This window comes from Nocardia africana NBRC 100379 (assembly GCF_001612635.1).
Taxonomy (GTDB): domain Bacteria; phylum Actinomycetota; class Actinomycetes; order Mycobacteriales; family Mycobacteriaceae; genus Nocardia; species Nocardia africana.
Map to the genome: position 1 here is coordinate 234,179 of NZ_BDAV01000004.1, position 26,892 is coordinate 261,070.

27 protein-coding genes are annotated in these 26,892 nt (G+C 69.4%); 6 read left to right on the forward strand and 21 right to left on the reverse strand.

Going from position 1 to position 26,892, the window contains the following annotated elements:
* Positions 1 to 197 precede the first annotated feature (197 nt).
* From pspA to pgsA, 4 genes are all read right to left on the reverse strand, one after another.
* A complete protein-coding gene (gene pspA, locus NA3_RS05030) occupies positions 198 to 1,010 on the reverse strand; it encodes a phage shock protein PspA (protein ID WP_030513206.1) in 813 nt (270 codons plus the stop codon).
* Positions 1,011 to 1,229: 219 nt separating this feature from the next.
* Positions 1,230 to 1,601 carry a helix-turn-helix domain-containing protein gene (locus NA3_RS05035; RefSeq protein WP_062962365.1) on the reverse strand — a complete coding sequence of 124 codons (372 nt, stop codon included), beginning with the start codon at positions 1,599 to 1,601 and terminating at the stop codon, positions 1,230 to 1,232.
* A 146-nt stretch (positions 1,602 to 1,747) separates the two neighbouring features.
* The gene (locus NA3_RS05040; RefSeq protein ID WP_372464197.1) at positions 1,748 to 2,284 is read right to left on the reverse strand and encodes a CinA family protein; all 537 of its coding nucleotides are present in this window, start codon (positions 2,282 to 2,284) and stop codon (positions 1,748 to 1,750) included.
* Entirely contained in the window at positions 2,281 to 2,943 is a 663-nt protein-coding gene (gene pgsA, locus NA3_RS05045; protein WP_062962425.1) for a CDP-diacylglycerol--glycerol-3-phosphate 3-phosphatidyltransferase, read from the reverse strand. Before pgsA ends, NA3_RS05040 begins: the two co-directional genes overlap by 4 nt.
* A gap of 119 nt (positions 2,944 to 3,062) precedes the next feature.
* Here pgsA and NA3_RS05050 point away from each other — a divergent pair, with 119 nt between their 5' ends.
* From NA3_RS05050 to NA3_RS05065, 4 genes are all read left to right on the forward strand, one after another.
* On the forward strand, positions 3,063 to 3,605 hold the full coding sequence (locus tag NA3_RS05050) for an amino-acid N-acetyltransferase (protein WP_062962366.1): 543 nt from the start codon (positions 3,063 to 3,065) through the stop codon (positions 3,603 to 3,605).
* Between the two features lie 17 nt (positions 3,606 to 3,622).
* The gene (locus NA3_RS05055) at positions 3,623 to 3,925 is read left to right on the forward strand and encodes a YciI family protein (RefSeq protein ID WP_062962367.1); all 303 of its coding nucleotides are present in this window, start codon (positions 3,623 to 3,625) and stop codon (positions 3,923 to 3,925) included.
* Positions 3,926 to 3,990: 65 nt separating this feature from the next.
* A complete protein-coding gene (locus tag NA3_RS05060; protein WP_062962426.1) occupies positions 3,991 to 4,407 on the forward strand; it encodes a nuclear transport factor 2 family protein in 417 nt (138 codons plus the stop codon).
* 36 nt (positions 4,408 to 4,443) lie between these two features.
* Positions 4,444 to 4,869: a TIGR03668 family PPOX class F420-dependent oxidoreductase gene (locus NA3_RS05065; protein ID WP_062962368.1), complete on the forward strand. Its 426-nt coding sequence runs from the start codon at positions 4,444 to 4,446 to the stop codon at positions 4,867 to 4,869.
* 15 nt (positions 4,870 to 4,884) lie between these two features.
* Here the strand turns inward: NA3_RS05065 and NA3_RS05070 are convergent, their stop codons facing one another.
* The 4 genes from NA3_RS05070 to dapA form a co-directional block, all read right to left on the reverse strand.
* Complete coding sequence (locus tag NA3_RS05070; RefSeq protein ID WP_062962369.1) at positions 4,885 to 7,473, reverse strand: DNA translocase FtsK; 2,589 nt, start codon at positions 7,471 to 7,473, stop codon at positions 4,885 to 4,887.
* Between the two features lie 115 nt (positions 7,474 to 7,588).
* Positions 7,589 to 8,212 carry a TIGR03085 family metal-binding protein gene (locus tag NA3_RS05075; protein ID WP_062962370.1) on the reverse strand — a complete coding sequence of 208 codons (624 nt, stop codon included), beginning with the start codon at positions 8,210 to 8,212 and terminating at the stop codon, positions 7,589 to 7,591.
* Positions 8,213 to 8,282: 70 nt separating this feature from the next.
* Positions 8,283 to 10,337: a ribonuclease J gene (locus NA3_RS05080; RefSeq protein WP_062962371.1), complete on the reverse strand. Its 2,055-nt coding sequence runs from the start codon at positions 10,335 to 10,337 to the stop codon at positions 8,283 to 8,285.
* Complete coding sequence (gene dapA / locus NA3_RS05085) at positions 10,334 to 11,242, reverse strand: 4-hydroxy-tetrahydrodipicolinate synthase (protein ID WP_062962372.1); 909 nt, start codon at positions 11,240 to 11,242, stop codon at positions 10,334 to 10,336. The genes NA3_RS05080 and dapA overlap by 4 nt, the downstream gene beginning before the upstream one ends.
* Positions 11,243 to 11,389: 147 nt before the next feature.
* Here dapA and NA3_RS05090 point away from each other — a divergent pair, with 147 nt between their 5' ends.
* The gene (locus tag NA3_RS05090; protein ID WP_062962373.1) at positions 11,390 to 11,836 is read left to right on the forward strand and encodes a hypothetical protein; all 447 of its coding nucleotides are present in this window, start codon (positions 11,390 to 11,392) and stop codon (positions 11,834 to 11,836) included.
* Here the strand turns inward: NA3_RS05090 and NA3_RS05095 are convergent, their stop codons facing one another.
* The 9 genes from NA3_RS05095 to NA3_RS05135 form a co-directional block, all read right to left on the reverse strand.
* Complete coding sequence (locus tag NA3_RS05095; protein ID WP_128145362.1) at positions 11,837 to 12,868, reverse strand: DUF8320 family protein; 1,032 nt, start codon at positions 12,866 to 12,868, stop codon at positions 11,837 to 11,839.
* Positions 12,858 to 14,159 carry an ATP-binding protein gene (locus NA3_RS05100; protein WP_167354960.1) on the reverse strand — a complete coding sequence of 434 codons (1,302 nt, stop codon included), beginning with the start codon at positions 14,157 to 14,159 and terminating at the stop codon, positions 12,858 to 12,860. Before NA3_RS05100 ends, NA3_RS05095 begins: the two co-directional genes overlap by 11 nt.
* A complete protein-coding gene (locus NA3_RS05105; RefSeq protein WP_062962375.1) occupies positions 14,123 to 14,779 on the reverse strand; it encodes a response regulator transcription factor in 657 nt (218 codons plus the stop codon). Before NA3_RS05105 ends, NA3_RS05100 begins: the two co-directional genes overlap by 37 nt.
* A 125-nt stretch (positions 14,780 to 14,904) precedes the next feature.
* Positions 14,905 to 15,357, reverse strand: a complete 453-nt coding sequence (locus tag NA3_RS05110; RefSeq protein WP_174561047.1) for a flavodoxin family protein — start codon at positions 15,355 to 15,357, stop codon at positions 14,905 to 14,907.
* A 30-nt stretch (positions 15,358 to 15,387) separates the two neighbouring features.
* Complete coding sequence (locus tag NA3_RS05115) at positions 15,388 to 15,876, reverse strand: hypothetical protein (protein WP_062962376.1); 489 nt, start codon at positions 15,874 to 15,876, stop codon at positions 15,388 to 15,390.
* Positions 15,873 to 16,628 carry a 4-hydroxy-tetrahydrodipicolinate reductase gene (dapB, locus tag NA3_RS05120; protein WP_372464196.1) on the reverse strand — a complete coding sequence of 252 codons (756 nt, stop codon included), beginning with the start codon at positions 16,626 to 16,628 and terminating at the stop codon, positions 15,873 to 15,875. Before dapB ends, NA3_RS05115 begins: the two co-directional genes overlap by 4 nt.
* A gap of 108 nt (positions 16,629 to 16,736) precedes the next feature.
* A complete protein-coding gene (locus tag NA3_RS05125) occupies positions 16,737 to 17,852 on the reverse strand; it encodes an alcohol dehydrogenase catalytic domain-containing protein (protein WP_062962377.1) in 1,116 nt (371 codons plus the stop codon).
* Between the two features lie 149 nt (positions 17,853 to 18,001).
* Positions 18,002 to 19,321, reverse strand: coding sequence for a pentapeptide repeat-containing protein (locus NA3_RS05130; RefSeq protein WP_128145363.1), 1,320 nt, complete (start codon positions 19,319 to 19,321; stop codon positions 18,002 to 18,004).
* A 132-nt stretch (positions 19,322 to 19,453) separates the two neighbouring features.
* Complete coding sequence (locus NA3_RS05135) at positions 19,454 to 20,659, reverse strand: MFS transporter (protein ID WP_062962379.1); 1,206 nt, start codon at positions 20,657 to 20,659, stop codon at positions 19,454 to 19,456.
* 96 nt (positions 20,660 to 20,755) lie between these two features.
* Between NA3_RS05135 and NA3_RS05140 the strand changes: the two genes are divergently transcribed.
* A complete protein-coding gene (locus tag NA3_RS05140) occupies positions 20,756 to 21,100 on the forward strand; it encodes an ArsR/SmtB family transcription factor (RefSeq protein WP_062962380.1) in 345 nt (114 codons plus the stop codon).
* Position 21,101: 1 nt separating this feature from the next.
* Here NA3_RS05140 and NA3_RS05145 read toward each other — a convergent pair whose 3' ends face one another.
* The 4 genes from NA3_RS05145 to NA3_RS05160 form a co-directional block, all read right to left on the reverse strand.
* Positions 21,102 to 22,418, reverse strand: a complete 1,317-nt coding sequence (locus NA3_RS05145) for a M16 family metallopeptidase (RefSeq protein WP_062962430.1) — start codon at positions 22,416 to 22,418, stop codon at positions 21,102 to 21,104.
* Positions 22,419 to 22,599: 181 nt separating this feature from the next.
* Positions 22,600 to 24,885 (reverse strand): polyribonucleotide nucleotidyltransferase, encoded by a 2,286-nt coding sequence (locus NA3_RS05150; protein WP_062962381.1) that lies wholly within the window; start codon positions 24,883 to 24,885, stop codon positions 22,600 to 22,602.
* Between the two features lie 404 nt (positions 24,886 to 25,289).
* Positions 25,290 to 25,559, reverse strand: coding sequence for a 30S ribosomal protein S15 (gene rpsO / locus NA3_RS05155; protein WP_040720363.1), 270 nt, complete (start codon positions 25,557 to 25,559; stop codon positions 25,290 to 25,292).
* Between the two features lie 141 nt (positions 25,560 to 25,700).
* A complete protein-coding gene (locus tag NA3_RS05160) occupies positions 25,701 to 26,684 on the reverse strand; it encodes a bifunctional riboflavin kinase/FAD synthetase (RefSeq protein WP_062962382.1) in 984 nt (327 codons plus the stop codon).
* Positions 26,685 to 26,892 lie beyond the last annotated feature (208 nt).

Consider the following 26,892-nt stretch of genomic DNA (forward strand, 5'->3'; position numbering starts at 1 on the left):
CGCGGCAGCGTCGGCGACGGGTGGGGACGCCGCCAGTGGCATCCGCGCCGCATCGGTCGGCGGTGCGGCGGAGGCGGGCGGCGCGGACGCGGCGGCACGAGCGGATCGGGACCAGGGCCGCGCACGGGTCGGCGCGGGCTCGCTACCTGCCCGCGTTCGCCCCATGTGCCCAGCCTTCCGATCGACCCGCTACGCGCCTACTGCTGCGCGGCCTGGCCCTTGTTCACCTGCGGCTGAGCCGGGTTGGCGATGGACTGACCGGCGGAGTCGCCCGAGGGCAGCGCGTCGCCACGCATGGAGGCGCGAATCTGCTCGAGGCGGTTGTGGCCGGCCATCTGCACGCTGGCCTGCTGCACCTCCATCATGCGGCCCTGCACGGTGTTCTGCGCGAGCTCGGCGGCGCCCAGCGCGTTGGCGTAGCGACGCTCGATCTTCTCGCGCACCGCGTCCAGGCTGGGGGTGCTGCCGGGGGCGGACAGTGTCGAATCCATCTGCTGCAACGACGCGGAGACCTGCTCCTGCATCTTGGCCTGCTCGAGCTGGCTGAGCAGCTTGGTGCGCTCGGCGACCTTCTGCTGCAACAGCATGGCGTTCTGCTCGACGGCCTTCTTGGCCTGGGCGGCGGCCTGCAGGGACTGGTCGTGCAGCACCTTCAGGTCCTCGACGGACTGTTCGGCGGTGACCAGCTGGGCCGCGAACGCCTCGGCGGCGTTGGTGTACTGGATCGCCTTGTCGGCGTCGCCGGCGGCATTGGCCTGATCGGCCAGCTGGACGGCCTGGCGCGCGTTGGCGTTGAGCTTCTCGACCTCGTCGAGCTGACGGTTGAGCTTCATCTCCAGCTGGCGCTGGTTACCGATCACCGACGCGGCCTGCTGCGACAGGGCCTGGTGTTGACGCTGGGCTTCCTCGATAGCCTGCTGAATCTGCACCTTCGGATCCGCATGCTCCTCGATCTTCGAATCGAAGAGGGCCATCAGGTACTTCCAGGCCTTCACGAACGGATTAGCCATCGATTGATCCCGCCTCCATCTGACTACGCCGCGCCCCAGCACGGCGGCGGTGCGCGACCGTCACGCACCCCTGGGTCCCTATCCTCCACGGCGTCGGCTCCGGGCTCCCGAACCACCCGTAACCGACGCTTACAGAGAATCTATCGGTTTCCGCTCCGTCGTACAGCCTTGCCGGCGACGATCCGGCGCCGGCAGTCGTGATCGCCGGTTCGCGGCGAGTCACTTCGCTTGCACCAAAACCAGTTTCTCGGCCTTCGGGGCTGGAATCACGATCCGGGTGTCCTCGGCGATTCCGGCACGCGCCGACGCGTTCGCGGCGGTCGCGGTGTCGGCGGTCTCCGTCGCGGGCGCCGGGTTGTCGGCGTCGGCCATGGTGGCGCTCACGTCGACCAGCACCTGCGACAGCGGCACATCCAGCGCCTGGCAGATCGCGGCCAGCAGTTCGCTCGAGGCCTCTTTACGACCGCGTTCGACTTCGGACAGATAGCCCAGGCTCACGCGCGCCGACGTCGACACCTCGCGCAGGGTCCGGCTCTGGGCGATCCGAGCGCGCCGCAGACTCTCGCCGATGGCCTCTCGAAGCAGCGTCATCTCGTTCTCCTCACGTTCTCGCCTCACCGGGCCGAGCGCGACCGCCGTCGAGCGTGACGCACCCTCCGTCTACAGTGCCAACGTCGCATGCCACCCCGTTGGTTCCCGCCCGCGGGAACCGATCGGCAGCCACCGGAAAGCCGTCGTCAGCCGGTGCCGGTGCGGTCGCCGCCACCGACGCGGCGCACCAGCTCCGCGACGGCCGTGCGAACCGCGCTCATCCTGATCGTCCACCGGTCCCCGGCCAGCTGCAACCGCATCACCTCGGTCCCTCCGGGCCCGCTCAGCCCCAGGAAGACGGTGCCGACCGGGCAACCGTTCTGCGGGTCCGGCCCGGCGACGCCGGTCAGTCCGATGCCCCAGTCGGCCTCGCAGACCGTGCGCGCGCCGACGGCGAGCTGTTCGGCGGTTGCCGCCGCGACCGGCCCGTCCGCGGCCAGAGTGTCTTCGCTCACGCCGGCCAGGCGATGTTTGAGATCGGTGGCGTAGACGATCACTCCGCCGCGCAACACCACGCTGGCTCCCGGCACCCCCGCGATCGTGGCCGCGAGCAAGCCGGCGGTCAGGGATTCGGCGGTGGCCACCGTCTGTCCGATGCGGGTCAGCGTCGCCACCAGCTCGGCGGCCTCCGGAGCAGCGGCCAGCGGGTCGGCGGTAGCCACGTCGGCGCCCACGGTCGTCACCGCCGCTCGACCGGGCGCGCCCACAACCGGGCCGCCTGCACCACGTAATCCAGTCCGGTCACCACGGTCAGCACGACGGCGACGTACATCAGCGCCATTCCCGCGCTCGCCCACGCGCCCGCGAGCGGCAGCAGCAGGACACCGATCGCCACCGACTGCACCAGAGTCTTGGCCTTACCGCCGCGACCGGCCGGGATCACGCCGCGACGGACCACCGCGAGCCGCAGCAGCGTCACGCCGATCTCGCGGGCACAGATCACGACGGTGATCCACCACGGCAGATCGCCCAGTGCCGACAACCCGATCAGGGCCGCACCGATCAGCGCCTTGTCGGCGATCGGATCGGCCAACTTGCCGAAGTCGGTGACCAGTCCGTACTTGCGCGCGAGCTGGCCGTCGATGCGGTCGGTGATGGCCGCGACGCCGAACAACGCGGCCGCGGCGATCCGCCACCCGGTGTCGTGGCCGCCGGCGGCGAACAACGCCAGCAGGAAGATCGGCACGATCACGATGCGCAGGACCGTGAGAATGTTGGCGATGTTCATCAGCGGGACCGCGGAGGGCTCGACCGTCCGGTTCGATTGCGGCGGAACGAGATTCGCTCGCGCTCTGCCGGCCTCGGCCCAGGTCCGGTCCATATCGTCGCTCTGCACGCTCACCGGCACCCCCGGCCGGCGTGCACGCAGCCGCGGCCCCCGGCGAATCGAGGCAGGCGGGCGGACGAGATGTGCGGCACTCCACCAGACTATCGGTTAACGACCCGACTACTGTGCACCCCATGACCACGCGGGCACATCACAGTGATTCGATCGGCGCCACCGACCCCGGCACCGTGCGAGTCCGACGCGCCCGCACCTCGGATGTGCCCGCCATCAAAAGCCTCGTCGACGTCTATGCCGGCCGCATCCTGCTGGAGAAGAATCTCGTCACCCTCTACGAGTCGGTCCAGGAATTCTGGGTGGCCGAGATCGACGGGCACCTCGTCGGATGTGGCGCACTACACGTGCTGTGGGCCGATCTGGGCGAGGTGCGCACGGTCGCCGTCCACCCCGATGCCAAGGGCCGCGGCGTCGGGCGCCTGATCGTGGATCAACTGATCGCGACCGCCCGCGAACTCCAGCTGCAGCGGCTGTTCGTGCTGACCTTCGAGGTGGAGTTCTTCTCCCGGCACGGGTTCGCCGAGATCGACGGCACGCCCGTCACGGCGGAAGTGTTCGCGGAGATGTGCCGCTCCTACGACACCGGTGTGGCCGAATTCCTCGACCTCAGCTACGTCAAGCCGAACACCCTCGGCAATACTCGAATGCTGTTGACCCTCTGAATCTTTCGGGAGCGCGCGTGCCGATCTTCGCCGTCCACTACACCTATTCCGATGCCACCGCCGCCGGGCGCGACGAGCATCGGCCCCGCCATCGGGAATGGCTGCGGAACCTGGTCGACCAGGGTGTGGTCCTGACGACCGGGCCGTATGCCGACGGCTCCGGTGCGCTGCTGCTGTTCCGCGCCGACGATGCCGAGGCATTGGGCGAACTGCTCGCCTCCGATCCGTTCGCCCGGGAGGAGCTGATCGATGCGAAGCGATTCCTGGAGTGGACCCCGGTGATGGGCGCCTTCTCGGCTCAGGCGGCGCCGAACCCCTAGGCAGGGGCGGCAAGCGCCCGCTACGATGCTCGGCATAGTCAACCAGTTGCATATGCGAGGTGGCGATGCAGGCATTCCGACAGGCCGTGGAGGCACGTGACAGTGCGGCGATGGAGGCGTTGCTCGCCGAGAATGTCGTGTTCACCAGCCCGGTGGCGTTCCAGCCCTACCCGGGCCGGGCCATCACCGCCGCGATTCTGCGCGGCGTACTGCGCGTGTTCGAGGACTTCCGCTACGTCCGCGAAATCACCGACGCGGGCGGCCACGACTCGACGCTGATCTTCGAGGCCACCATCGACGGTAAGCACGTCACCGGCGCCGACTTCATCCACACCGACGACGCGGGCCGCATCGACGACCTGATGGTGATGGTGCGCCCGCTCTCGGCGGCCAATGCCCTGGCCGTGGCGATGGGTGCGCAATTCGAGCGCATCCGGGCCGAGGCGGCCGAGCAGATCGAGCGGGAGAACGCGACGCTGTAAGCCACACCGCGCGCTCGGGCGATCTACCGTGAACCGGTGCGATTGGATCCCGATACCGCGCTGGCGCGAGCCCGCGCGGCCCGCGTGGCCCGGCTGGGTACGACGGACCCGACCGGCCGGCCCCATCTCGTGCCCGTGACGTTCGCGCTCTCCCCGACGGGCCGGATCCTGGTCACCGCGGTCGATCACAAGCCCAAATCGACGACGGACCTGCGGCGGCTGCGCAATATCGCCGCCGAGAACCGGGTCTCGGTGCTGGCCGACGAATACGACGAGGACTGGTCGCGGCTGTGGTGGGTGCGGCTCGACGGCACCGCCGCCGTCGCCACCGACGGCACCGAACGCGCCGAGGCGATCGCCTGGCTCACCGCCAAATACCCGCAGTACCGGGACAACGCCCCGCGCGGACCGGTCATCCGGGTGGAGATCCGGACCGTCACCGGCTGGGCCTACACCGGCTGAGGCGTGTGCCGAAACCTAGGCGTCGATCGCGTCGGGTTCGGCCGCTTGCTCCGCCTCTCCGCCGCCGCGGATCGAATACAGCAGTCCGTCCAGCTCATCGGGTTTGACGAGTACGTCGCGAGCCTTGGAGCCTTCACTCGGGCCGACCACACCGCGGGTCTCCATCAGGTCCATCAGGCGGCCCGCCTTGGCGAATCCGACGCGCAGTTTGCGCTGCAGCATCGAGGTGGAACCGAACTGCGAGGTGACGACCAGTTCGACGGCCTGCAGGAAGACGTCGAGATCGTCGCCGATATCCGGGTCGACGTCCTTCTTCTCCCCGGCCTTGGCGGTGGTGACGCCCTCCTGGTACTCGGGTTCGGCCTGATTCTTGGCGAAATCGACGACGGCCTGAATTTCCTCGTCGGAGATGAACGCGCCCTGCAACCGGGTCGGCTTGGACGCGCCCATCGGCAGGAACAGGCCGTCGCCCATACCGATCAATTTCTCCGCACCCGGCTGGTCCAGGATGACGCGGGAGTCGGTGAGCGAGGACGTCGCGAACGCCAGCCGGGAGGGGACGTTGGTCTTGATCAGACCGGTCACCACGTCCACCGAGGGCCGCTGGGTCGCCAGCACCAGATGGATACCGGCCGCGCGCGCCTTCTGCGTGATGCGCACGATCGCGTCCTCGACGTCGCGCGGCGCGGTCATCATCAGATCGGCGAGCTCGTCGACGATCGCCAGGATGTAGGGATAGGGCCGGTACACGCGCTCGCTGCCCAGCGGCGTGGTGATCTGGCCCGATTTCACCTTCTTGTTGAAATCGTCGATGTGGCGGACCTTGCTGGCCTGCATGTCCTGATACCGCTGTTCCATCTCCTCCACCAGCCACGCCAGCGCGGCGGCGGCCTTCTTCGGCTGGGTGATGATGGGCGTGATCAGATGCGGAATGCCCTCGTACGGCGTCAGTTCCACCATCTTGGGATCGATGAGGATCATCCGCACCTCGTCCGGGGTGGCGCGGCCCAGCAGCGACACCAGCATCGAGTTGACGAAACTCGACTTACCCGACCCGGTGGAACCGGCGACCAGCAGATGCGGCATCTTCGCCAAGTTCGCGGAGACGAATTCGCCCTCGATGTTCTTCCCGAGTCCGATCACCAACGGGTGGTGGTCGTTTCGCGTGGACGGCGCCTTGAGCACATCCGCCAGCCGGACCAGTTCTCGGTCGGCGTTGGGCACCTCGATACCGACCGCCGACTTGCCCGGAATCGGTGCGAGCAACCGCACATTCTCGGTGGCCACCGCATACGCGATATTGCGGGCCAGGGCGGTGATCTTCTCGACCTTCACCCCGGGACCGAGTTCGACCTCGTAGCGGGTGACCGTCGGACCGCGCACGAAACCGGTGACCGCCGCGTCGATCTTGAACTGCACCAGCACCTCGGTGATCGCCTCGATCATCGATTCGTTGGCGGCGCTGCGTTTCTTCGGCGGATCGCCGTCGGTCAGCAGGGTCAGCGGCGGCAGCTGATAATCGCCGTCGACCTCCCGATCGGTGACGAATTCCAGTTGCTGCGGAGGCTGCGGCTCGGGGGTCTGATCGACGACCTTCGGCGGCTTGCGCGTCTTGGGTTTGCTTGCGGGGGGCGGCGTTTCGTCCGGCTCGGCGATATCTTTCGCATCGCGCAACGGCGGCTGGCCGAGAACCTCGGTGACCGCGTCGACGCCACCGAATTCGTCGGCCGGATAATTTTCCTCGGGGGTGCGGCCGCGCCGCGACGAACGGCTCTTGTGCATCGGAAAGCCGTCGGCGTCATAGTTTTCCGGGTCGTAGAGCCCGTATTGCCCGTCGTCGTCGGCGAATTCGGCATCCGGCAGGCCGAACAGCTCGCGCAGCCGGTGCGGGACCTCACGCACCGTCGTCCCGGTGACCAGCAACAGCCCGAAGAGCATGGCCAGCAACAGCAACGGCACCGCCAGCCACGCGGTGAGCCCGTTGCGCAGCGGCCCGCCCAGTACGTAGCCGACGAAGCCCGCCGCGTGGGCGCGCCCGTGCGCATCGGCGGGCGCGCCCGCGAAGATATGCCAGATTCCCAGCGCCGGCAGCCCGACCAGCACGCCGCCGAGTACCAGCCGGGGCCGGATCTCGGGCCGCGGTTCGGTGCGCATCAGCACCACCGCGATACCGGAGGCCACGAACGGCAGCACGGCCGCGGCGGATCCGGCGATCGCGCGCACCGCGGTATCGACCCAGTGGCCCACCGGCCCGCCCGCCGACATCCAGACCGCCGCCGCGATGACGACGCTGAAAGCGACCAGCGCCAGGGCGATTCCGTCGCGGCGGTGACCGTGTTCGATCTCCCCCGCGCGGCTGATCGTGCGGGTGGTGGCACCGAATCCGCGCGCCAGCACCGACCACCCGTTGCCGATCCCGCGCCCGATCACCGCGAGCGGTGCGGTCTGCGGTGAACGGCGTACCGGCCGGCGGGTCGCGGTGGTGCGGCCACGCGGCGCCGATCGGGCGCGTCCGCCTCCGGAGCGAGTCCGCGCCGGAGCCCGCCCCCGGGTGGATCCCGCCCGCGAACTCGATGTCGTGGTGCCGCGGGACTTACCTGCCATGACCTCAGGCTAGCCGCAACAGCCCCATCGGGACCATCCGCAACACCCATCCCACCCACATCATTGCCGACCTCACAACGCTGTCAGCGGCGGGAAACGACGCCTGCGACCGGCCTCAGACGCTGCGATCGGAGGCGAAGACCGCGGCCACATCGTCGACACCGCCGGCGGCGTCGACGCGGACCTCGTTGCGGCCGAACGCGTGAAGCAGCAGTTCGGAGGGCTGCCCGGTGAGTACCACCGCATCGCCGCCGACGTTGTGCGCCGTCACGCGTTCGCCCTCCGGAGTCGCCAGCACGACGGTGACCGGGGATTTGCGATACGCCATCCGCGCCATCCGCCGCGTCGCCGACCACAGCTTGCGCTCGTCCTCGGCCGGCAAGGGGCGCGGCGTCCATTCCGGGTCGGCGCGGCGCACGTCCTCGTGGTGGACGAACATCTCGGTCAGGTTGACCACGGCGTCGACCGGCTTCAGCGGCGACCACCACGGCGGCCCGGTGCGGATCTGCTCCAGCAGTTCGGTGAACGGCTTCTCGGAGACCTTCGCCTGCACCGAATCCAGATAGCCCGCAAGGGGTTTCAGCAGGATCCCGGGTGCGGCCACGGGATGACGTTCCCGTACCACCAGATGCGCGGCCAGGTCGCGCACCGTCCAGGTACCGCACAGGGTCGGGGCGTCGGGACCGGCCGCCGTCATGGTCGACACCAGGGCCCGGCGTTCCCGTTGAGCCATACTCATGGGCCGAGCGTAGTGGGTCGCGGGCCGCGGGAGCCAGCGGAGCGCGACCCCGCCGGCGCCCGCACCGGGATCAGACGCCGATGACCGTCGGCACGATCATCGGGCGGCGACGGTAGGTGTCGGCGACCCAGCGGCCCACCACGCGCCGCACGCCCTGCGCGATGCGGTGCGTATCGGTGACACCTTCTCCGGCCAGCCGCAGCAGTTCGGCCTCCACCAGTTCCTGCGCGCCCACGAGCGCACCCGGATCGTCGGAGAAACCGCGGCCGCTGACCTCGGGCGCGCTGACCGCCTTCCCCGTGGTCTCGTCGACGGCCACGGTGATCGCGATGAAACCGCCCTCACCGAGCACCAGACGATCCGACAGCGTCGATTCACCCACGTCACCGACCGACAGTCCGTCGACGTACACCTGTCCGACCGGATAGCGGCCGACGATCGAGGCGATGCCGTCGACCAGGTCGACCACCACACCGTCCTCGGCGAGCATGACCCGTTCCTCGGGCACGCCGGTCGCCACCGCGAGCGCGGCGTTGGCGCGCAGATGCCGCCATTCCCCGTGCACGGGCATGGCATTGGTGGGCCGGACCGCGTTGTACAGGTAGAGCAGCTCACCGGCCGAGGCGTGCCCGGAGACGTGCACCTTCGCGCTCTGCTGGGTCACCACCGTGGCGCCCAGCCGGGCCAGGCCGTTGACCACGGCGAACACCGCGTTCTCGTTGCCCGGGATCAGCGAGGAGGCCAGCACCACGAGATCGTCGGCGCGGATGTTGATCTGGCGATGGTCGCCGCGCGCCATCCGCGACAGCGCCGAGAGCGGTTCGCCCTGTGAGCCGGTCGAGATCAGCACCAGTTTGTGCACGGGCAGATTCGCGGCCTGATCCAGATCGACCACGATGCCCTCGGGGATGTTCAGATACCCGAGATCCTGCGCGATCTGCATATTGCGAACCATCGAACGACCGACGAAGCACACCCGGCGGTTGTAGCGCTGCGCCACGTCGACGACCTGCTGGATGCGATGGACGTGGCTGGCGAACGAGGCCACGATGACGCGGCCCTTGGCCTTGCCGATCACACTGTCGAGGACCGGGCCGATCTCGCGCTCCGGGGTGACGAAGCCCGGCACCTCGGCATTGGTCGAATCGACCAGGAACAGGTCCACGCCCTCGTCGCCGAGGCGGGAGAACCCGGCCAGGTCGGTGAGGCGGCCGTCGAGCGGCAGCTGATCGAGTTTGATGTCACCGGTGTGCAGCGCCAGGCCGGCCGGTGTGCGCACCGCGACCGCGATGGCATCGGGAATGGAGTGGTTGACCGCGAAGTACTCGCAGTCGAACGGGCCGTGGGTGGTCCGCTGGCCCTCGGTGACCTCGATCAGCCTGGGCTGCAGGCGATGTTCGCGGCATTTCGCGGCGACCAGCGCGAGCGTGAATTTCGAGCCGACGACCGGGATGTCCGGGCGCAGCCGCAGCAGGAACGGCACCGCGCCGATGTGGTCCTCGTGACCGTGGGTCAACACCACGGCGGCAACCTCGTCGATCCGGTCCTCGATCGGGCGGAAGTCGGGCAGGATCAGGTCGACGCCGGGCTGCTGATCCTCCGGGAACAGCACCCCGCAGTCGACGATCAGCATCGCGCCGTCGTATTCGAACACGGTCATATTGCGCCCGATTTCGCCGATGCCGCCGAGGGCGTAGACGCGCAGGCCCTGTTTCGGCAGCTTGGGCGGAAGTCCGACCGGCAGTCCCGGTGAAACCGGTTGCGGCGCGGGCTGTTCCGCACGCCCGCGGCCCGACTGGCGGCTCCGGCCGGAACGCCGGGAACGGCCCCGGTCGCCGGTCTGTTCGCCGCGCTGGGCGGGAGCCGATTCGCGCACCGCGGGAGCCGATTCGCGCACCGCGGGAGCCGATTCGCGCTGCGTACCGGAAGCGGTCTCGCGTTGCGCTGCGGAAGCGCGGCGTTCGGCGGCCGGTTCGGCGGTGCGCGTGGCATCCGGCGGCGTTGAAACCTCTTGCGCCGCAGGTGCTTCGGGCTCCTTCGGCGGCGCGGGCGGCGGCGCCGGAGCCGGTGCTCCCGCCGCTCGGCTCGCGGTCCGGCGCGGACGACGGTTCACCGGTTCACTCATGCAAGCACTCCCGCCAGCCGCAGTTCGGCGACGATCGATTCCAAATTCACACCTACGGGCATCAGCTGCGGCAGCCGCGGCTCGCCGACATCCATTCCGAGCAGTCGCAGCGAGGATTTGATCAGGGCCACGCCGCCCACGCGGGCCATCGCGCGGTTGACCGGCAGCAGGCCGGCGTTGATGTCGCGGGCCAGCGTCACGTCACCGGCCGCGTACGCGTCGCGCAGCTGCACCAGCCGCTCCGGCACCAAATGACCGATGACGCTGATGAATCCGACCGCGCCCACCGACAGCCACGGCAGGTTGAGCACGTCGTCGCCGGAGTAGTAGGCCAATCCGGTGTCGGCGATCAGTTCCGCGCCCGCACCCAGGTCGCCCTTGGCGTCCTTCACGGCGACGATATTCGGATGTTCGGCCAGGCGGCGCAACGTATCCGGGGCGATCGGCACGATCGAGCGCGGCGGAATGTCGTAGAGCGTCACCGGCAGATCGGTGGCGTCGGCGACGGCGGTGAAATGCGCCAGCAGGCCTTCCTGCGAGGGTCGCGAGTAGTACGGCGTCACCACCAGCAAACCGTGCGCGCCCGCACGCTCGGCGTTGCGTGCGAGCTCGATGCTGTGCGCGGTGTCGTAGGTGCCGGCGCCCGCGATGACGGTGGCGCGGTCGCCCACGGCGTCGACGACGGCGTGCAGCAGGTCGAACTTCTCCGATTCGGTGGTGGTCGGCGATTCCCCGGTGGTGCCGGAGATGGCGAGCAGGTCGACACCGCGGTCGACCAGGCGTGCGGCCAAGGCGACGCCGGAATCGACATCGAGCTTGCCCTCGGCGGTAAAGGGGGTCACCATCGCGACACCGACCGTGCCGGACGCGCGCAGCTCTCTTCGCGTCGATTCACCGTTCGTCATGGTCAGAAAGGCTACCCGGTCGGGAATACGAGACCGAACCGTCGTCGGCGTTATCGGCAGACAATCCGGTCACATTCCAGCAATGACAGCAGCGATGACAGCAACCAGACGCTGGCGTGATGTCATTTATGGCGTCATACTGATGTCATGGATCTGAACAAGTACACCGCCCGGATGCGCGACGATCTCGTCGCGGCCGCCGCGCTCGGCGACGAGAAGACACAGGCCACCGCCGCCGCCTTGGCCGCCGCCACGGAGAACTCGCTGCGGCTGACGCTGCTGGCCGCGCTCTCGGATCTGGCGGACGAGGTCAACGCGACGCTCGACGATCGCACCGTGCACGTCTCCCTGTCGGGTACCGACGCGCAGGTCGAGGTGCGGCGCACCGCGAGCGAGGAATCGCACCCGACGTTCGAGGAGATGACCGGCGACATCAGCCGGGTCACCCTGCGCATGGTCGAGAATTTGAAGGCTCGCGCCGAGGAGGCCGCCACCCAGAGCGGTCAGTCGCTGAACTCCTGGCTCTCCGGCGCGGTCCAGGGCGCCCTGCGCGATCAGATGCGCAAGGGCGGCCCCGGACGCTGCGACAGCTGATCAGTCCATCACCGTCACGGTGCCGGTGGGGCCGATCTCGGTGCGGCGGTCGTGATCGGGCGCCTGCGCGAGAACCGTCGACAGCACCCGTCGCCCGGGCGGCAGGATGCGCACCGTCACCGAGCCGGCGTTCGCCGCGTCCAATTCCCGCGTGGCGACGTCGATGACGCGTTCGCGCAACCACTTCGGCGCCTCGGTGAAGCCACCGTCGTCGAGCAGCACGACCTCCACCCCGCGCGCCCGCGCACCCCGCGCGGCCCCGCTGAGCTCCTCGGTCATCAACTGCGGGGCACGCAGTCCGTCGCGCAGTTCCGCCTCCAGGAGCCGGCACTGTTCACGTTCACCGACGGTGAGGACCGCGCCCTCGGCGATGCGTTCCAGGATCGGGCGGGCCACCCGGTCCAGGCGCTCCAGCTGCCGCGTGCGTTCGCCGTCGGCGGCCGCCATCGTCGCCTCCGCGGCGGCCTGAGCGCTCGCTTCCTCGCGCAACCCCCGCAGCGAACGCTGGGTGGGCCGCATGATCTGCGCGAACACCGAGATGGCGATGACGGTGCCGATGGGCACGATCGCGGCGACGATCGCGCTCGCGGTCAGCCAGGCCCGTGCGCCCTCGACACCGATGACGACCGCGACTCCGGCCACGCCGAGCCACGCCGTGCCCATCCGGCCGCGCAGTACCAGCACGGCCAGCACATACGAGGTCGCGAAGGTGGTCCACACCATGTGCCGGGTTTCCGGTGTGCCGGGATCGGCCGAGGTCAGGGCGGTGGCGACCGGCCCGGCGGCGGCGACGAAGATCGTCACGGCCCACGGCAGCGGATCGCCGGGGACCACCAGCACCAGCGCACCGCCCACCACCATCACGATCAGCGCGGTCACCGTCGGAAGCGCATCGGTGGTGTCGATGTTGCGGACCATGTAGAGGGTGATGGTCACCTCCAGCAGGACCAGGAACAGCCACGCGGTAGGACCGCGCAGTCCGAGCAGCTCACGCAGCCCGAATGCTTGTTCGCCACCGGAATCAGTGCGCACCGTCACCACCCCAGACCAAGGTCACCGCGGTGCCCTCCCCCGGTTGCGATTCCACGAATCCGGCGCCGCCGGCCAGCTGGCGCATGCGGCCGAGAATGCTCACCGAGATACCGAGCCGGTCCGCCGAGACCGCGTGCACGTCGAACCCGGCGCCGTCGTCGGTGAAGACGACCCGGATGCTGCCCGCGCTGATCGTGCAGGTCACCGTGCGCGTCACTACCCGGCCGGGTACCGCGGCGTGGCGCAGGCTGTTGCGGACCGCCTCGGCCAGAGCCGCGGCGAGGGTGCGCGCCGCAGCGGCGGGCATGCGCAGGTCGTCGAAGCCCGGCCAGGTCCTGGTGGTGAAACGAACGCCGGGATTCACCTCGTGCACCGAGGCGCGCAGGAAATCGACGGCCGCACGTGCGTCGAGCACATCGGGTTCGCGCGATTCGACGCGGATCTCGTCGAGTTGGTTCAGGGTGCGTTCGGCCTGCCGTCGCAGCACATCCGAGGGTTCACTGCCGCGCGAGGCGTCCAGCAGTGTGGACAGGACGGCGTCGTGAATGAGGGCGGCGAAGCGGGCGCTCTCGTTGTCGCGCGCCGCAGCCGCGGCGGCTTCGGCGGCCTGTTTACTCGCCGCCACCGATTCGCGGTCCACCCGGGCCGCGGCCGACAGCGCCGAGACCACACACCACAGGAACAACGCCGACAGTCCGACCGCGCGGGCGAAGGCGCTGAGCACGGACACTGCCGTGAACTGTTCCGCCAGATAGATATTCGTCAACGCGACGGCCGCCGAGCCGATCAGCAGATACGCCACCGCGACGAGCGCCGGCCACGCCAACGTCGCCACGAGCACCCCCAGTGGCAGCATCCGGTACAGCCACACCGAATTCGCGCCGATGCTGTGGGTGTCGAGCCCGATCAGCATGGTCGCCACCGCGGACAGGAAGGCCACCGCGGCGCAGCCCGACACCAGCCGGATGGTGCGCGGACTCGACCGGATCGACAGCACGGCCAGCACCGGGAACAGTCCGAACGCCAGCGCGCTGGCAGTCGGCGTCCACCAGGCGGGCGTGAACCGCGCCTGCTCGGTGATCTCCGGAAGATCGGCGAGGCCCATGATCACCCCGCCCGCGCCGATCGAGAGCCCCAGCCGGCGCACGACCCGCTCCACCGCCGGAGTATCGGAGCGCACCACCGCGCGGCCGGGAACCCGGATGCGGGCCGCGGCCGCGGTGCGCGCGAAGACTCCGGGTGCGTCGACCGCGATCATGTCTGGTTGTTGCGCTCGGGCACCGGCAGCCACCCGTCCTCCACCGCGCGCTTGTAGAGGTCGGTCTTGGTGGGCGCCGGGCGGCCCGCGTCGGCGTACTTCTGGCGGATCCGGCCCAGGTAGTCGTTGACGGTCTGCTCCGAGAGCCCGGTCAGCCGCGCCACCCGCGAGGCTTTCTCGCCGGACGCGTAGAGGGTCAGCACCTCCTGCTGGCGCGGGCTCAGTCCGACATCGCGCAGCTGCGGATCTCCGTCGATGGCGGCGGCCCAATCGGTGGTGACCACCTGTTCGCCGCTCGCGGCGGCGCGCACCGCGGCGACCACGGTCTGCACGTCCTCGGATTTGCGCACCACGCCCAGCACCCCGGCCCGCGCGGCCGAGCGCACCAGGAACGGATTGTCGGCTCCCGTGAACACCAGCACCTCGAGTCCGCGATCGCGCAGGGCCTGCACATTGGACTGCGGGGTGGAGCCGTCGGCGAGCCGCAGATCGAGTATCACCAGATCCAATTCCGGTGCGGCCGAAAGCAATTCGGCCACCGTGCCGGCGGTGATGACCAGTTCCAGATCGCTTTCGCCGGCCAGCATGCTGGCCAGGCCGAGCGCGACCGACTCGTGGTCCTCGACCAGACCGATCCGCCGCGGTGGCGTCATATGGTCCTCACCCTTCCCGAAAGCCGAACACACGCCGCGCCCCCGGCCGGGAACGCGACGTCCTGCCGTCGAGTATGACGGTGCCGGTGATATCCGTGTGAGACACCAGAAATCGGGTCACCGGCTCAGGCGCTCAACTGCGCCGCGACCGTCGCACCCAGTTCCCAGCACCTCTCCCGGTCGTCTTTACCCGGCTGACCGGTGACGATCACCGGTGCGGCGGCCTGCTGCCACCCCATCCCGGTCGTCACGGTCGTGATGCTGCGCTCGGCTCCCTCGGTGCCCTGATTGCCGTGGATGTACACCCCGAACGGCCGGCCGCGGGTGCTGTCGAGGCAGGGGTAGTAGAAGGTGTCGAAGGCGTGTTTCAGCGCGCCCGACATATAGCCCAGATTGGCCGGCGTGCCCAGGACATAGCCGTCGGCGGCGAGCACGTCGCTCGCGGTGACGGCCAGCGCCGCCCGCCGCACCACCTCGACCCCCTCGATCTCGGGGTCGGTGGCGCCCGCGACCACCGCTTCGAACATGTCCTGCAGGAACGGCGAGGGCGTGTGATGGATGATCAACAACGTCGGCACCCAGGCGAGCCTAGTGGGGCCGGCCGTGTCTCAGGACCGGGTGCGGCGTTCGACGCGCTCGAGTTCCACGGCGCGGCGCATGGTTTCGCGGGCGCGCGAGCGGTCGCCGGCGTAGTCGTAGGCGCGGGCGGCGCGGTAGTTGGTGCGCCAGTTGTCGGGATCGGCTTCCCACTCCTTCTTGACCTGCTCGAACAGCTCGTCGGCCGCGGCCTTCTCCAGGCGGCCGGACGGGCGGCGGGGCAGGTCGGACACGTCGAGTTCGAGGCCCTCGTCGTGGATGCGCCGCGCCAGATGCTGGTGGGCGAGGGCGGCGCGAATGCTGGTGGCCACCACCCACACGCCGAGGATCGGCAGGATCAGCACGCCCACACCCATCGCGATCGCGGCGGGCTCGCCCGAGGTCATCAGTTCGATCGCGATGCGCCCCAGCAGCAGGAAGTAGAAGGCCAGGGCGACGACCAGGAAGGCGATGAAGGCGACGATGCGCAGCACCTGCCGCCCGCTGTCGCGCTCGTTCACAGGTCCAGCAGCGGATCGAGCCCGACGGTGAGTCCCGGGCGGGCGCCGATCTGCCGCACGCCGAGCAGCACACCCGGCGCGAAGGACGTGCGGTCGATCGAATCGTGGCGGATCGTGAGCGTTTCGCCCTGGGTGCCGAACAGCACCTCCTGGTGCGCGACCAGTCCGGCCAGCCGCACCGAGTGCACCCGCACCCCGTCGACGCTCGCCCCGCGCGCGCCGTCGAGTTCGGTGGTCGTGGCATCGGGGCTCGGGCCCACACCGGCCTGTTTGCGGGCCTCGGCGATGATGCCGGCGGTGCGATAGGCGGTGCCGGAGGGCGCGTCGGCCTTGTTCGGGTGATGCAGTTCGATGACCTCGACCGAATCGAACCAGCGGGCGGCCTGTTCGGCGAACCGCATCGACAGCACCGCGCCGATCGCGAAGTTGGGGGCGATCAGCACCCCCACCTCGGGATTGTCCGCCAGCCAGGAGCGCACCTGGTCGAGCCGGGACTCGTCGAAACCGGTGGTGCCGACGACGGCGTGAATACCGTGCTCCACCAACCACTTCAGATTCGGCATCACCACGTCGGGGTGGGTGAAGTCGACCACGACCTGGGCGCCCGCCTCGGTGAACGCCTCCAGCGCGTCGCTCTTGTCGACCCCGGCGACCAGCTCCAGGTCGTCGGCGGCCTCGACCGCCGCGCAGATCGCCTGCCCGACCTTGCCCTGCGCGCCGAGTACGCCCACCCGGATCCGGTTCGTCGCCACCGTGAACTCCTCACATACCGTTCGATGCCCGTTGCGCTCAGAGCCTATCGGCAGGGGTGCCGGCGACCGCCACACCGGTCACCCGGAAGTCGCGTGCGTCACCCGTCGTCAGTCGAACATGATCACCTGGCGCAGGGCGTGGCCGGCGGCCAGCTCGTCCATCGCGTGATTGATCTCGTCGAGCCGGATGCGCGAGGACACCAGCCGTTCGACCGGCAGCCGCCCCTCCCGCCACATCCGCACATATTCCGGGATGTCGCGCGCCGGAACCGCGGAACCCAGATAGCTGCCCACGATCGACCGGCCCTGAGCCACCAGCGCCAGCGGTGAAATGCTCGCGCGCGCTTCGGGATTCGGCAGCCCGACGGTGACGGTGGTGCCGCCGGGTGCGGTGGCGGCCACCGCGGTCTCGAAGGCGCGCACGTTGCCCGCGGCCTCCACCACGACCTCCGCCGCGATTCCCCGCCCGGCCACCTCGGCCGGGGTGTAGACCTGGGTGGCGCCGAGTTCGCGTGCCAGCGTGAGCTTTTCGGGCACGGTGTCGACGGCGATGACCTCGGCTCCGAGGCTTTCCCGCAGCGAGGCGGCCACCAGTACCGCCGCCATGCCGACCCCACCGAGACCGACGACCATGATGCGATCGCCCGTGCCCGGCCGCGCCGAATTGAGCAGCGCTCCCCCGCCGGTGAGCACCGCGCAGCCGAGTACGGCGGCGACCTCCGGCGGCACATCGTCGTCGACCGGCACCACCGACCGCCGATCGACCACGGCGTGGGTGGCGAATCCGGAGACGCCGAGATGGTGGTGCACGGGTCCGTTCGCGTCGCGCAGTCGCCGCCCGCCGCCGAGCAGCTCGCCCTCGTTGTTGGCGACGCTGCCCGGCACGCAGGGGGTGCGCCCGTCGGTGGCGCAGCCCTCGCACTGTCCGCAGCGCGGCAGGAAGGTCATCACGACGCGCTGGCCGACTCGCAGGTCGCTGTCGCCGGGGCCCACCTGCTCGACCCGTCCGGCCGCTTCGTGGCCCAGCAGCATCGGCACCGGCCGCACCCGGTTTCCGTCCACCACCGACAGGTCCGAATGGCACAGCCCGGCCGCCTCGATCCGGACCAGCAGTTCCCCCGGCCCCGGCTCAGCCAACTCCAGATCCTCGATCACGATCGGGGTCGAATCGGCGTAGGGAATCGGGTCGCCGATCCGCTCGAGCACAGCACCACGAATCTTCATGGCACCGACCGTACCGGGCAGGTCCGGGCTCGGGTACCGGGTTGCGGACGGCGATCGGACCCGGCCGACGCCTACGAGCACGGGCGGGCGGCCTCGGCCGGCCCGGGCACTCGAACGGAACGGGGGGCGCCGCGAGTACCGGAAACCGGTTACTCGAGCGCCGGATCGACGACCGAGCCGATGCCGTCGGACGACGTCGCGTCCCGCGGATCCGATTCCGTGCCCGCGTTGTCGTCCGGCTCGCCGGCGGCGCACGGCCACCCGGGAATGTCGGCGCCCGCGGTCGATACGCTGCCGCGACAGCTGACGCCGCTGAAATCCGCGCCGGCCGAGCCCCGTCCGCCACCGATGCGAGCGTTGTCCAACACCGTGCGCTCGGCGTCGAAACGAGTGCCGGCGAACGTGATTCGCGAACTGCCGACCACGACGCCGTCGAAATGCGCACTGTCTCCCGCCACCTCGACGCCGTCGAAGACGGTGCTGTCGGCGGTGAACCGCGCACGCGTGAACGACGTCGTCGGACCGGTGAACCGCGCGCCGGTGAATCGCGTTCGGGGCCCGCCGAATTCGGCCTCGGTGAAGTCGGCCCTACCGCGGAACACCGCGTCGACGAAGCTGGTGCCGGCGCGCCCGGTGTAGACGTCACCCGTGGTAGGGGTGAATTTCGTGCCCCGGAACAGCGCATCACTCTCGAAACGCGCGCTGTGGAACGTCACGTGCGTGCCGACGAATTCCACGTTGTCGAAGTTGGCGGAGCGCTCGCCGACGAAACGGGTACCGCGCAGATGCGTGTGCCCGCCGGCGAATACCGCCCAGCGGAAGTCGACATCCTCGAGCACCGCGTCGTCGAAGTTGAAATCGCACTGGGACCAGGACGTTTCGGCCTGCGGCCGCAAATGGGTCACGATCACCGCGATGATGGTGCGCCGCACCTCGCGGTCGTTCTGGCGCAGCTGGTAGGCCCGCTCCACCTGCGGCCCGCCCGCCTCGTCGGTGATCTTGCGGGCGCTCAGGTGGGTGGCCCCCTCATCGGGGTCGTAGGGCAGTCGCAGATAGCCGCACAGCACGTCGATGCACTGTTGCCGCATGCCGCGCGCCGCGAACTCGTCGGCCACCCCGGCCATCGCGTAGACGCCCGCCATGCGCACCGCGACATCGGCATTCCCCAGTTGCGCCGCCGCGGCCCCGAACAGCTGCGCGAAGCGGCCGCGTTCGTTGTCGCGCTGCTTGCGATAGGCCACCACCAGCGCCACCGCACCGCCGACGCCGGCCGACACCGAGAGGGCGATCTTGGTCAGATCCAGCTGATTCGGCGTATCGGCCTTCGCGCCGAGCGCGAGCCACAGCACCCACCAGGCGATTCCCGCGATCACCAAGCCGCCGAGTACCACCGAGACGACCGATACCAGCAAGGCCGAACGCTGTATCCGCTGAGCCTGCCGCTGCCGAAATGTCCCCCGCCGAGCCATGGGCGCATAGTAACGAGAATTCGAATCCGCCACAGATTCCACGGGATTCGGCCCCGTCGCAGAGCGACGATGCGGCGCACACCCTCCCGGTGCGCACCGCATCGTCGTGTCCGGCAACCTGTTCCGCGGCGATCAGGCTTCCGCGCGACTTCCGCGCACACCGATCGCGGCCGCGGTCAGGCAGGCCAGCGCGACCACCACCACGAACCAGGGGAAGATCGTGCCCATTCCCCACCGGGTGGCGGCCCAGCCGGCCAGCACGGTCGGCAGGGCCATCGCCGTATAGGCCAGCAGGTAGTACGCGGACATGGTCTCGCCGCGCTTGTGCTGCGGCACCACATTCGACAGATGCCGCAGCGACCCGCCGAAGCCCAAGCCGAAGGTCGCGCCGAGCAGGACCCCGGCCGCCAGGACGACCACCCAGTTGTGGGTCGCCAGCGCCGGAATGGTCAGCAGCAGCGCGATCGCCATCCCGGTATCACCGCCGACGGCCGCGCGACGCGCCGGAATCGCGGTCGCGAACAGCTGAGCCAGCGCCCCGGCCGTCGCGGTCGAGGCGACCACGGCACCGCCGAAGACGAGATTGTGCACGCCGGTCTTCTCCGCGGCCAGCGAGGGATACAGCGACAGCAGCACACCCAGCACCGACCAGGCCGCCATCACGCCCAGTGCCGAGAACCAGAAATCGGCCCGAATCTCCTGCGGTACCGCCGGTTTCGCGATCCGGATGGGACCCGACGTGCGGGCGGTGTGCGTTTCGGTCATCACCACCACGCCCACGCCGATCAGCAGGCAGAACACCGTGATCACCACATACGGCGTGCGCAGCGGATGCGGCACGTACTGCGCCAGCAGTGCCGAACCCAGAATGGCCACGGCCATACCGACATTGAAGGCCACACCGGTCAGCTGTCCCGACCGGGCGCCGTGCTGCGGGCGCAGATCCAGCAGTGCCGCCGCCCCGGCCACCACGGTGGCACCGACGGCCACCCCGTGCAGCGCGCGCGCCACCAGCAGCATCGCGACGTTGTCGGCGAACAGGAAGACGACCAGTCCGATCACCATCGTGGCGAGTGCGCCCAGCAGCACCGGCTTGCGGCCCACGACATCGGAGATCTTGCCCGACACCAGCACGGCGGCCAGCGCGGCGACGGCATAGACGGCGAAGACGATGGTGGTGGTCAGCGGCGAGAAATGCCATTCCTTCTGGTACAGCCCGTAGAGCGGGGCGGGAACACCGGACACTCCGAGCGCGACTCCGCTGGCGACCAGAATCAGTGCATAGGCCCAGGACTGCGTGGTCCGCGAAGCCGGAGCAACCGTGACAGTTGCGGCCATCGATTCTCTCCATCAGGTAAGTTTGATTGCGATCGAACTCAACCACCGTAGCGATGGTTTGATTCCCATCAAACCGAATTTCCCGTGAGAAAGATCATGAGCGATAGCAACAAGACCGTGGAATCTCATCCGGTCGCCACCGTGCAGGAGGTGCTCGGCGCCCTGCACGACCCGGTCCGGCTCGAGATGGTGCGCAGGCTCAGCAATGCCGGCGGCCCGGTTCGCTGCGGCATGCTCTACGACACCATCAACAAATCCACCGCGACCCACCATCTGAAGATCCTGCGCGAGGCCGGGGTCACCGAACGCATCGTCGCCGACGGCCAGACCTACGCCCGGCTGCGCACCGAGGAAGTCGAGCACGCCCTGCCCGGACTGCTCGCGGCGGTGGTGGGCGCCGCCAATCGCGCGGGCGACTCCGGCGCCGCACCGCGCGACTGACTCAGTCCGCCAAACGCCTCACCGCACCGGGCAAGTCGCGCATCCGCCGATACGGCCCCGCCACCGAGGCCGCGTACGGCCGCGCCAGCAGGGTGCGGGCGATCGCGGAAACCTCCGCGGTGGTGACCGCGTCGATGCGCGCCAGCGTCTCCGAGACGCTGCGGTGATTGCCGTAGCTGAGTTCGCTGCGGCCGATGCGGTTCATCCGGGAGCCGGAATCCTCGAGGCCCAGCACCAGTCCGCCGCGCAGCGACCCCTTGGCCCGGGCGCATTCGGCATCGGTGATCCCGTTGGCGGCAACGTCTTCCAGGACCTCGCGCGCCAATGCCGTCACCTCGCCGAGGTTTTCCGGCTGACATCCCAGATACACCGAGAACGCGCCGGTGTCGGCGAAGGTGTCGACACTGGAGTACACCGAGTACGCCAGGCCGCGTTCCTCCCGGATCTTCTGGAAGAGACGGGAACTGAGCCCGCCACCGAGCACGGTGTTCAACACTGACAGCGGCCAGCGCTTATGCCCCTCGTGGCGACCGAACGCGCGCACCCCGAACACCAGATGCGCCTGTTCGCTGTCGCGGTAGGTCCAGTGCAGCTGCGGTGACGTGCGCTTGCGGAAGTGACCTTCCCGGCGCGGCGCCGGTTCCCGCAACGGATCGAGCCGGTCGGCGAAGGCGCGGTGGACCAGCTCCACGGTGTGTTCGTGCTCGACGTTGCCGGCCACCGCCACCACCATCCGGTCCGGACGGTAGCGCCGCAGATGGAACCCGCGCAGTTGCGCGGCGGTCATCTGCTCGATCGAGTCGACCGTGCCGATCACCGGCCGCCCGATCGGATGATCGCCGAACAGCGCGGTCAGGAACGAGTCGCCGACCAGGTCCTCGGGATCGTCGTCGCGCATCGAGATCTCCTCGAGCACCACCTGACGTTCCACGTCGACATCGATCGGACGGCACAATCCGTTCAGCACCACATCGGAGACGACATCCACCGCGAGCGGCAGATCGTCGTCCAGCACATGCGCGTAGTAGCAGGTCTGTTCCTTGGCGGTGAACGCGTTGAGTTCTCCGCCGACCGCGTCGACGGCCTCGGCGATGTCCAGCGCCGTCCGCGTCGGGGTCGCCTTGAACAGCAGGTGTTCCAGGAAGTGCGCGGCCCCGGCCACCGTGGGCCCCTCGTCGCGGGAGCCCACACCCACCCAGACACCGATCGACGCCGACCGCACGCCGGGGACATGCTCGGTGACCACCCGGAGCCCGCCGGGCAGTACCGTGCGCCGCACCCCGCTGTCGGAGAACGAACCGTCCTCGGCGAGCACCAGCGAAGAGCCCCCCTGCTCGAGAGCGAGCAAGGGGGCCTCGTCGGCGGTGGATTTCGCCGGAGTCCGCGCGCGCGAGGCTTGCTTCGTCTTCGGCGCACGAGCTGTGCTGCCCGGCGCGCGCGTCGAAGCCGAGGGCTTCGGGGCGCGCGCCGAGGACTTCTTCTTCGTCACATCCAACTATTTACTCGGCTGCGGCCTCGGCTGCAGCCGGAGCCTCGTCGGCGGCCGGGGCCGATGCCTCTGCGGTGTCTTCTTCGGTGACGGGGACCAGCGAGATCTTGCCGCGGTTGTCGATATCGGCGATCTCGACGCGGATCTTGTCGCCGACGTTCACCACGTCCTCGACCTTGCCGACCCGCTTGCCGTTGCCCAGCTTCGAGATGTGCACCAGACCGTCGCGGCCCGGCAGCAGCGAGACGAACGCGCCGAAGGCGGTGGTCTTGACGACCGTGCCCAGGAAGCGCTCGCCGACCTTCGGCAGCTGCGGGTTGGCGATGGCGTTGATCGCGTCGATCGCGGCCTGCGCCGACGGGCCGTCGGTCGCGCCGACGAACACGGTGCCGTCGTCCTCGATGGAGATGTTGGCGCCGGTGTCCTCGGTGATCTGGTTGATGACCTTGCCCTTGGGCCCGATCACCTCGCCGATCTTGTCGACCGGGATCTTGATCGCGGTGACGCGCGGCGCGTAGGGGCTCATCTCGTCCGGGGTGGCGATGGCCTCGGCCATCACGTCCAGGATGGTCAGGCGCGCGTCGCGAGCCTGGTTCAGAGCACCCGCGAGCACCTTCGACGGAATGCCGTCGAGCTTGGTGTCCAGCTGCAGCGCGGTGACGAAGTCGCGGGTACCCGCGACCTTGAAGTCCATATCGCCGAAGGCGTCCTCGGCGCCGAGGATGTCGGTCAGCGCGACGTAGCGGGTCTCCGACTCACCGTTGTCTCCGGTGACCTCGTCGGACACCAGACCCATGGCGATACCGGCGACCGGCGACTTCAGGGGCACACCCGCGTTCAGCAGCGACAGCGTGGAGGCGCACACCGAACCCATCGAGGTGGAACCGTTGGAGCCCAGCGCTTCCGACACCTGACGGATGGCGTAGGGGAACTCCTCCTGGCTCGGCAGCACCGGCACCAGCGCCCGCTCGGCGAGCGCGCCGTGGCCGATCTCGCGCCGCTTGGGCGAGCCGACACGGCCGGTCTCACCGGTGGAGAACGGCGGGAAGTTGTAGTGGTGCATGTAGCGCTTGCTGGTCTCCGGGCCGAGCGAATCGACCTGCTGGGCCATCTTCACCATGTCGAGGGTGGTGACGCCCAGGATCTGGGTCTCACCGCGCTCGAACAGCGCCGAGCCGTGCGCCCGCGGCACCACGGCGACCTCGGCGGACAGCGCCCGGATATCGGCCAGGCCACGCCCGTCGATGCGGAAGCCGTCGGACAGGATGCGCTGGCGCACAAGCTTCTTGGTGACCGAGCGGAACGCCGCGCCGATCTCCTTCTCGCGGCCCTCGAAGTCCTCGGCCAGCGCCGAGAGCACCTCGAGCTTGATCTCGTCGATGCGCTCCTCGCGCTCCTGCTTGCCGGCGATCGACAGCGCCTCACCCAGCGGGTTCTTCGCGGTGCCCTCGACCGCGGTGTAGACGTCGGCCTCGTACGGCGGGAAGAGCGGGAACTCCTCGGTCGGCTTGGACGCCAGCGCCGCCAGGTCGGCCTGCGCCTTGCACAGCCGCGCGATGAACGGCTTGGCCGCCTCGAGGCCTTCGGCCACAACGGTTTCCGTCGGCGCCTGAGCGCCGTCCTCGACCAGCGCGATGACCTTCTCGGTGGCCTCGGCCTCGACCATCATGATCGCGACGTCACCGGACTCGACCACGCGGCCGGCGACGACCATGTCGAAGACGGCCTCTTCGAGCTGCTCCACGGTCGGGAACGCGACCCACTGACCCTGGATCAGGGCCACCCGCACACCGCCGACCGGGCCCGAGAACGGAAGTCCCGCAATCTGAGTCGAGGCCGAGGCGGCGTTGATGGCGACCACGTCGTAGAGATCGTTGGGATCCAGGCTCATCACCGTGACCACGACCTGGATCTCGTTGCGCAGGCCGTCGACGAACGACGGGCGCAGCGGACGGTCGATCAGGCGGCAGGTCAGGATCGCGTCGGTGGAGGGCCGGCCCTCGCGACGGAAGAACGAGCCGGGGATGCGGCCCGCGGCGTACATCCGCTCCTCGACGTCGACCGTCAGCGGGAAGAAGTCGAACTGGTCCTTGGGGTGCTTACCGGCCGTGGTGGCCGACAGCAGCATGGTCTCGTCGTCCAGGTAGGCGACGACGGAGCCGGCGGCCTGCTTGGCCAGACGCCCGGTCTCGAACCGGACGGTGCGGGTGCCGTAGCTCCCGTTGTCGATCAGGGCCACCGATTCGAACACACCGGGTTCGACCTCGATGGCGGAGCTCGTCTGGGATTCGGTCATATTTCTGTCTCAACCTCTCGTCTCGCCGGATCGAACGCCCTCGCGGCGCGATCCGGCTGGGTGTCCCTGCGCTGTTTCTCCCTGCCCGGAGGCAGCGGCTTCCCTGCACAGGGGCAGCCGTACCCGGGCTCGGGCGCGCGACAGCCCTCCTGGCTGTGGCGCGACACCCGGCCGATCCCCCATGGAACCGGCGACGCGGAGGCGGTCATCGATCGAAGCCCGCCGGCAACTCTCGCCGAAAGGCCACTACCGAAGACCGACGCCACGCGTGCGGGTGCATACGGCTGGTGCGGTGCCGATATACGACTAGCCGACGGGGAGATTCTATGCCTCCCCATCGGCTGCGCGTTAACTACCTCTGATTGTCAGCGCGTCTGTCTCGCGTCCGTGCGGGCGCGAACAGATCAACGCCGCAGTCCGAGCCGCTCGATCAGCGAACGGTAGCGCTCGATGTCCTTGTCCTGCAGGTACTTCGACAGCCGCCGGCGGCGACCGATCAGGCCCAGCAGGCCGTGACGGGTGTGGTGATCGTGCTTGTGCACCTTCAGGTGCTCGGTCAGGTCGGAGATCCGCTTGGACAGCAGCGCGATCTGGGCCTCCGGCGAACCGGTGTCCTTCTCGTGCAGGCCGTACTCCTTGAGGATGGCCGCCTTCTGCTCGGTGGTCAGAGCCACGAATTCACTCCTTGTTTCTCAGTCCGCGCTCGAGGAAACCGGCAAATCCCGGGCGGGCGCCACCGCGGACCGCAGCAGACCCGACGAGCCAGCCTACCGGATCGCCGCAGCCCGGCCGAATCGGGCCGATCCGGACCTCGCTCAGCGCTGCGCTTCGCTCGCCTCGGCGGCGGCGAGCACCTGCCGCGTCTGCTCGACGTCCTCGCCCATGGCCCGGACCAGATCGTCGATCGAGTCGAAGCGGCGCATCCCGCGCAGATGCTGCACGAAGTCCACGGCGACGTGCTGGCCGTACAGATCCGCCTCGGTGTCGAGCACGAAGGCCTCGACGGTGCGGGTCCGGCCGGAGAAGGTCGGGTTGGTGCCCACGGAGATCGCGGCCATGGCCCGCTTGCCCGGGCGCGTGACGCCGACCGTCTCGCCGGCGGCCAGCACGGTGAACCAGCCCGCGTATACGCCGTCGGCCGGGATCGCCGCATGCATCGGCGGCGCCACATTGGCGGTCGGGAAACCGAGTTCGCGCCCGCGGCCGTCGCCGTGGACGACGACACCCTCGACCCGGTGCGGGCGGCCGAGCGCGTCGGCGGCCGCGGCCATGTCACCGGCGTCGACACAGGCCCGGATGTAGGTGGAGGACAGCGTGACCGCGTGTTCGCCGACCAGCTTCACACCGTCGACCTCGAAGCCGAACCGGCGGCCCAGCTCGCGCATGGTCTCGACGGTGCCGGCCGCCTTCTTGCCGAAGGTGAAGTTGTCGCCGACCACGACCTCGGCGACATGCAGCTTCTCGACCAGCAGGTCGTGCACGTAGCGGCCGGGGGTGAGCTTCATGAAGTCCTGGGTGAACGGCATCACCAGGAACACATCGACACCGAGTTCCTCGACCAGCTCCGCGCGGCGGGTCAGCGTGGTGAGCTGCGCCGGATGCGATCCGGGACGCACCACTTCCATCGGATGCGGGTCGAAGGTCATGAGAACCGAGGGAACACCGCGCACCGCAGCGGATTTCACCGCGCGGCTGATCAATTGGGCGTGACCGCGGTGCACACCGTCGAACACGCCGATGGTGAGCACACACCGACCCCAGTCCGGTGGCATTTCCTCGAGACTTCGCCATCTCTGCACACACCGAAGCCTACGCAAGCACGGTCACGAACCGGGATTCGGCGGGGCGGTTGTTCACCCGACCGTCACCCGCTCGCGGCGGAGTGCGTGGTTCCGCAGGCCGGCTCCTCCGGCGGCCTCGCTGCCGCCGGCCCTGATGGTCGGGTTTGCGGCGGCCTTGCCTGCTCCGGCCGCGTCGCTACCCCCGCTGGGCCCATGGCGGGATTCG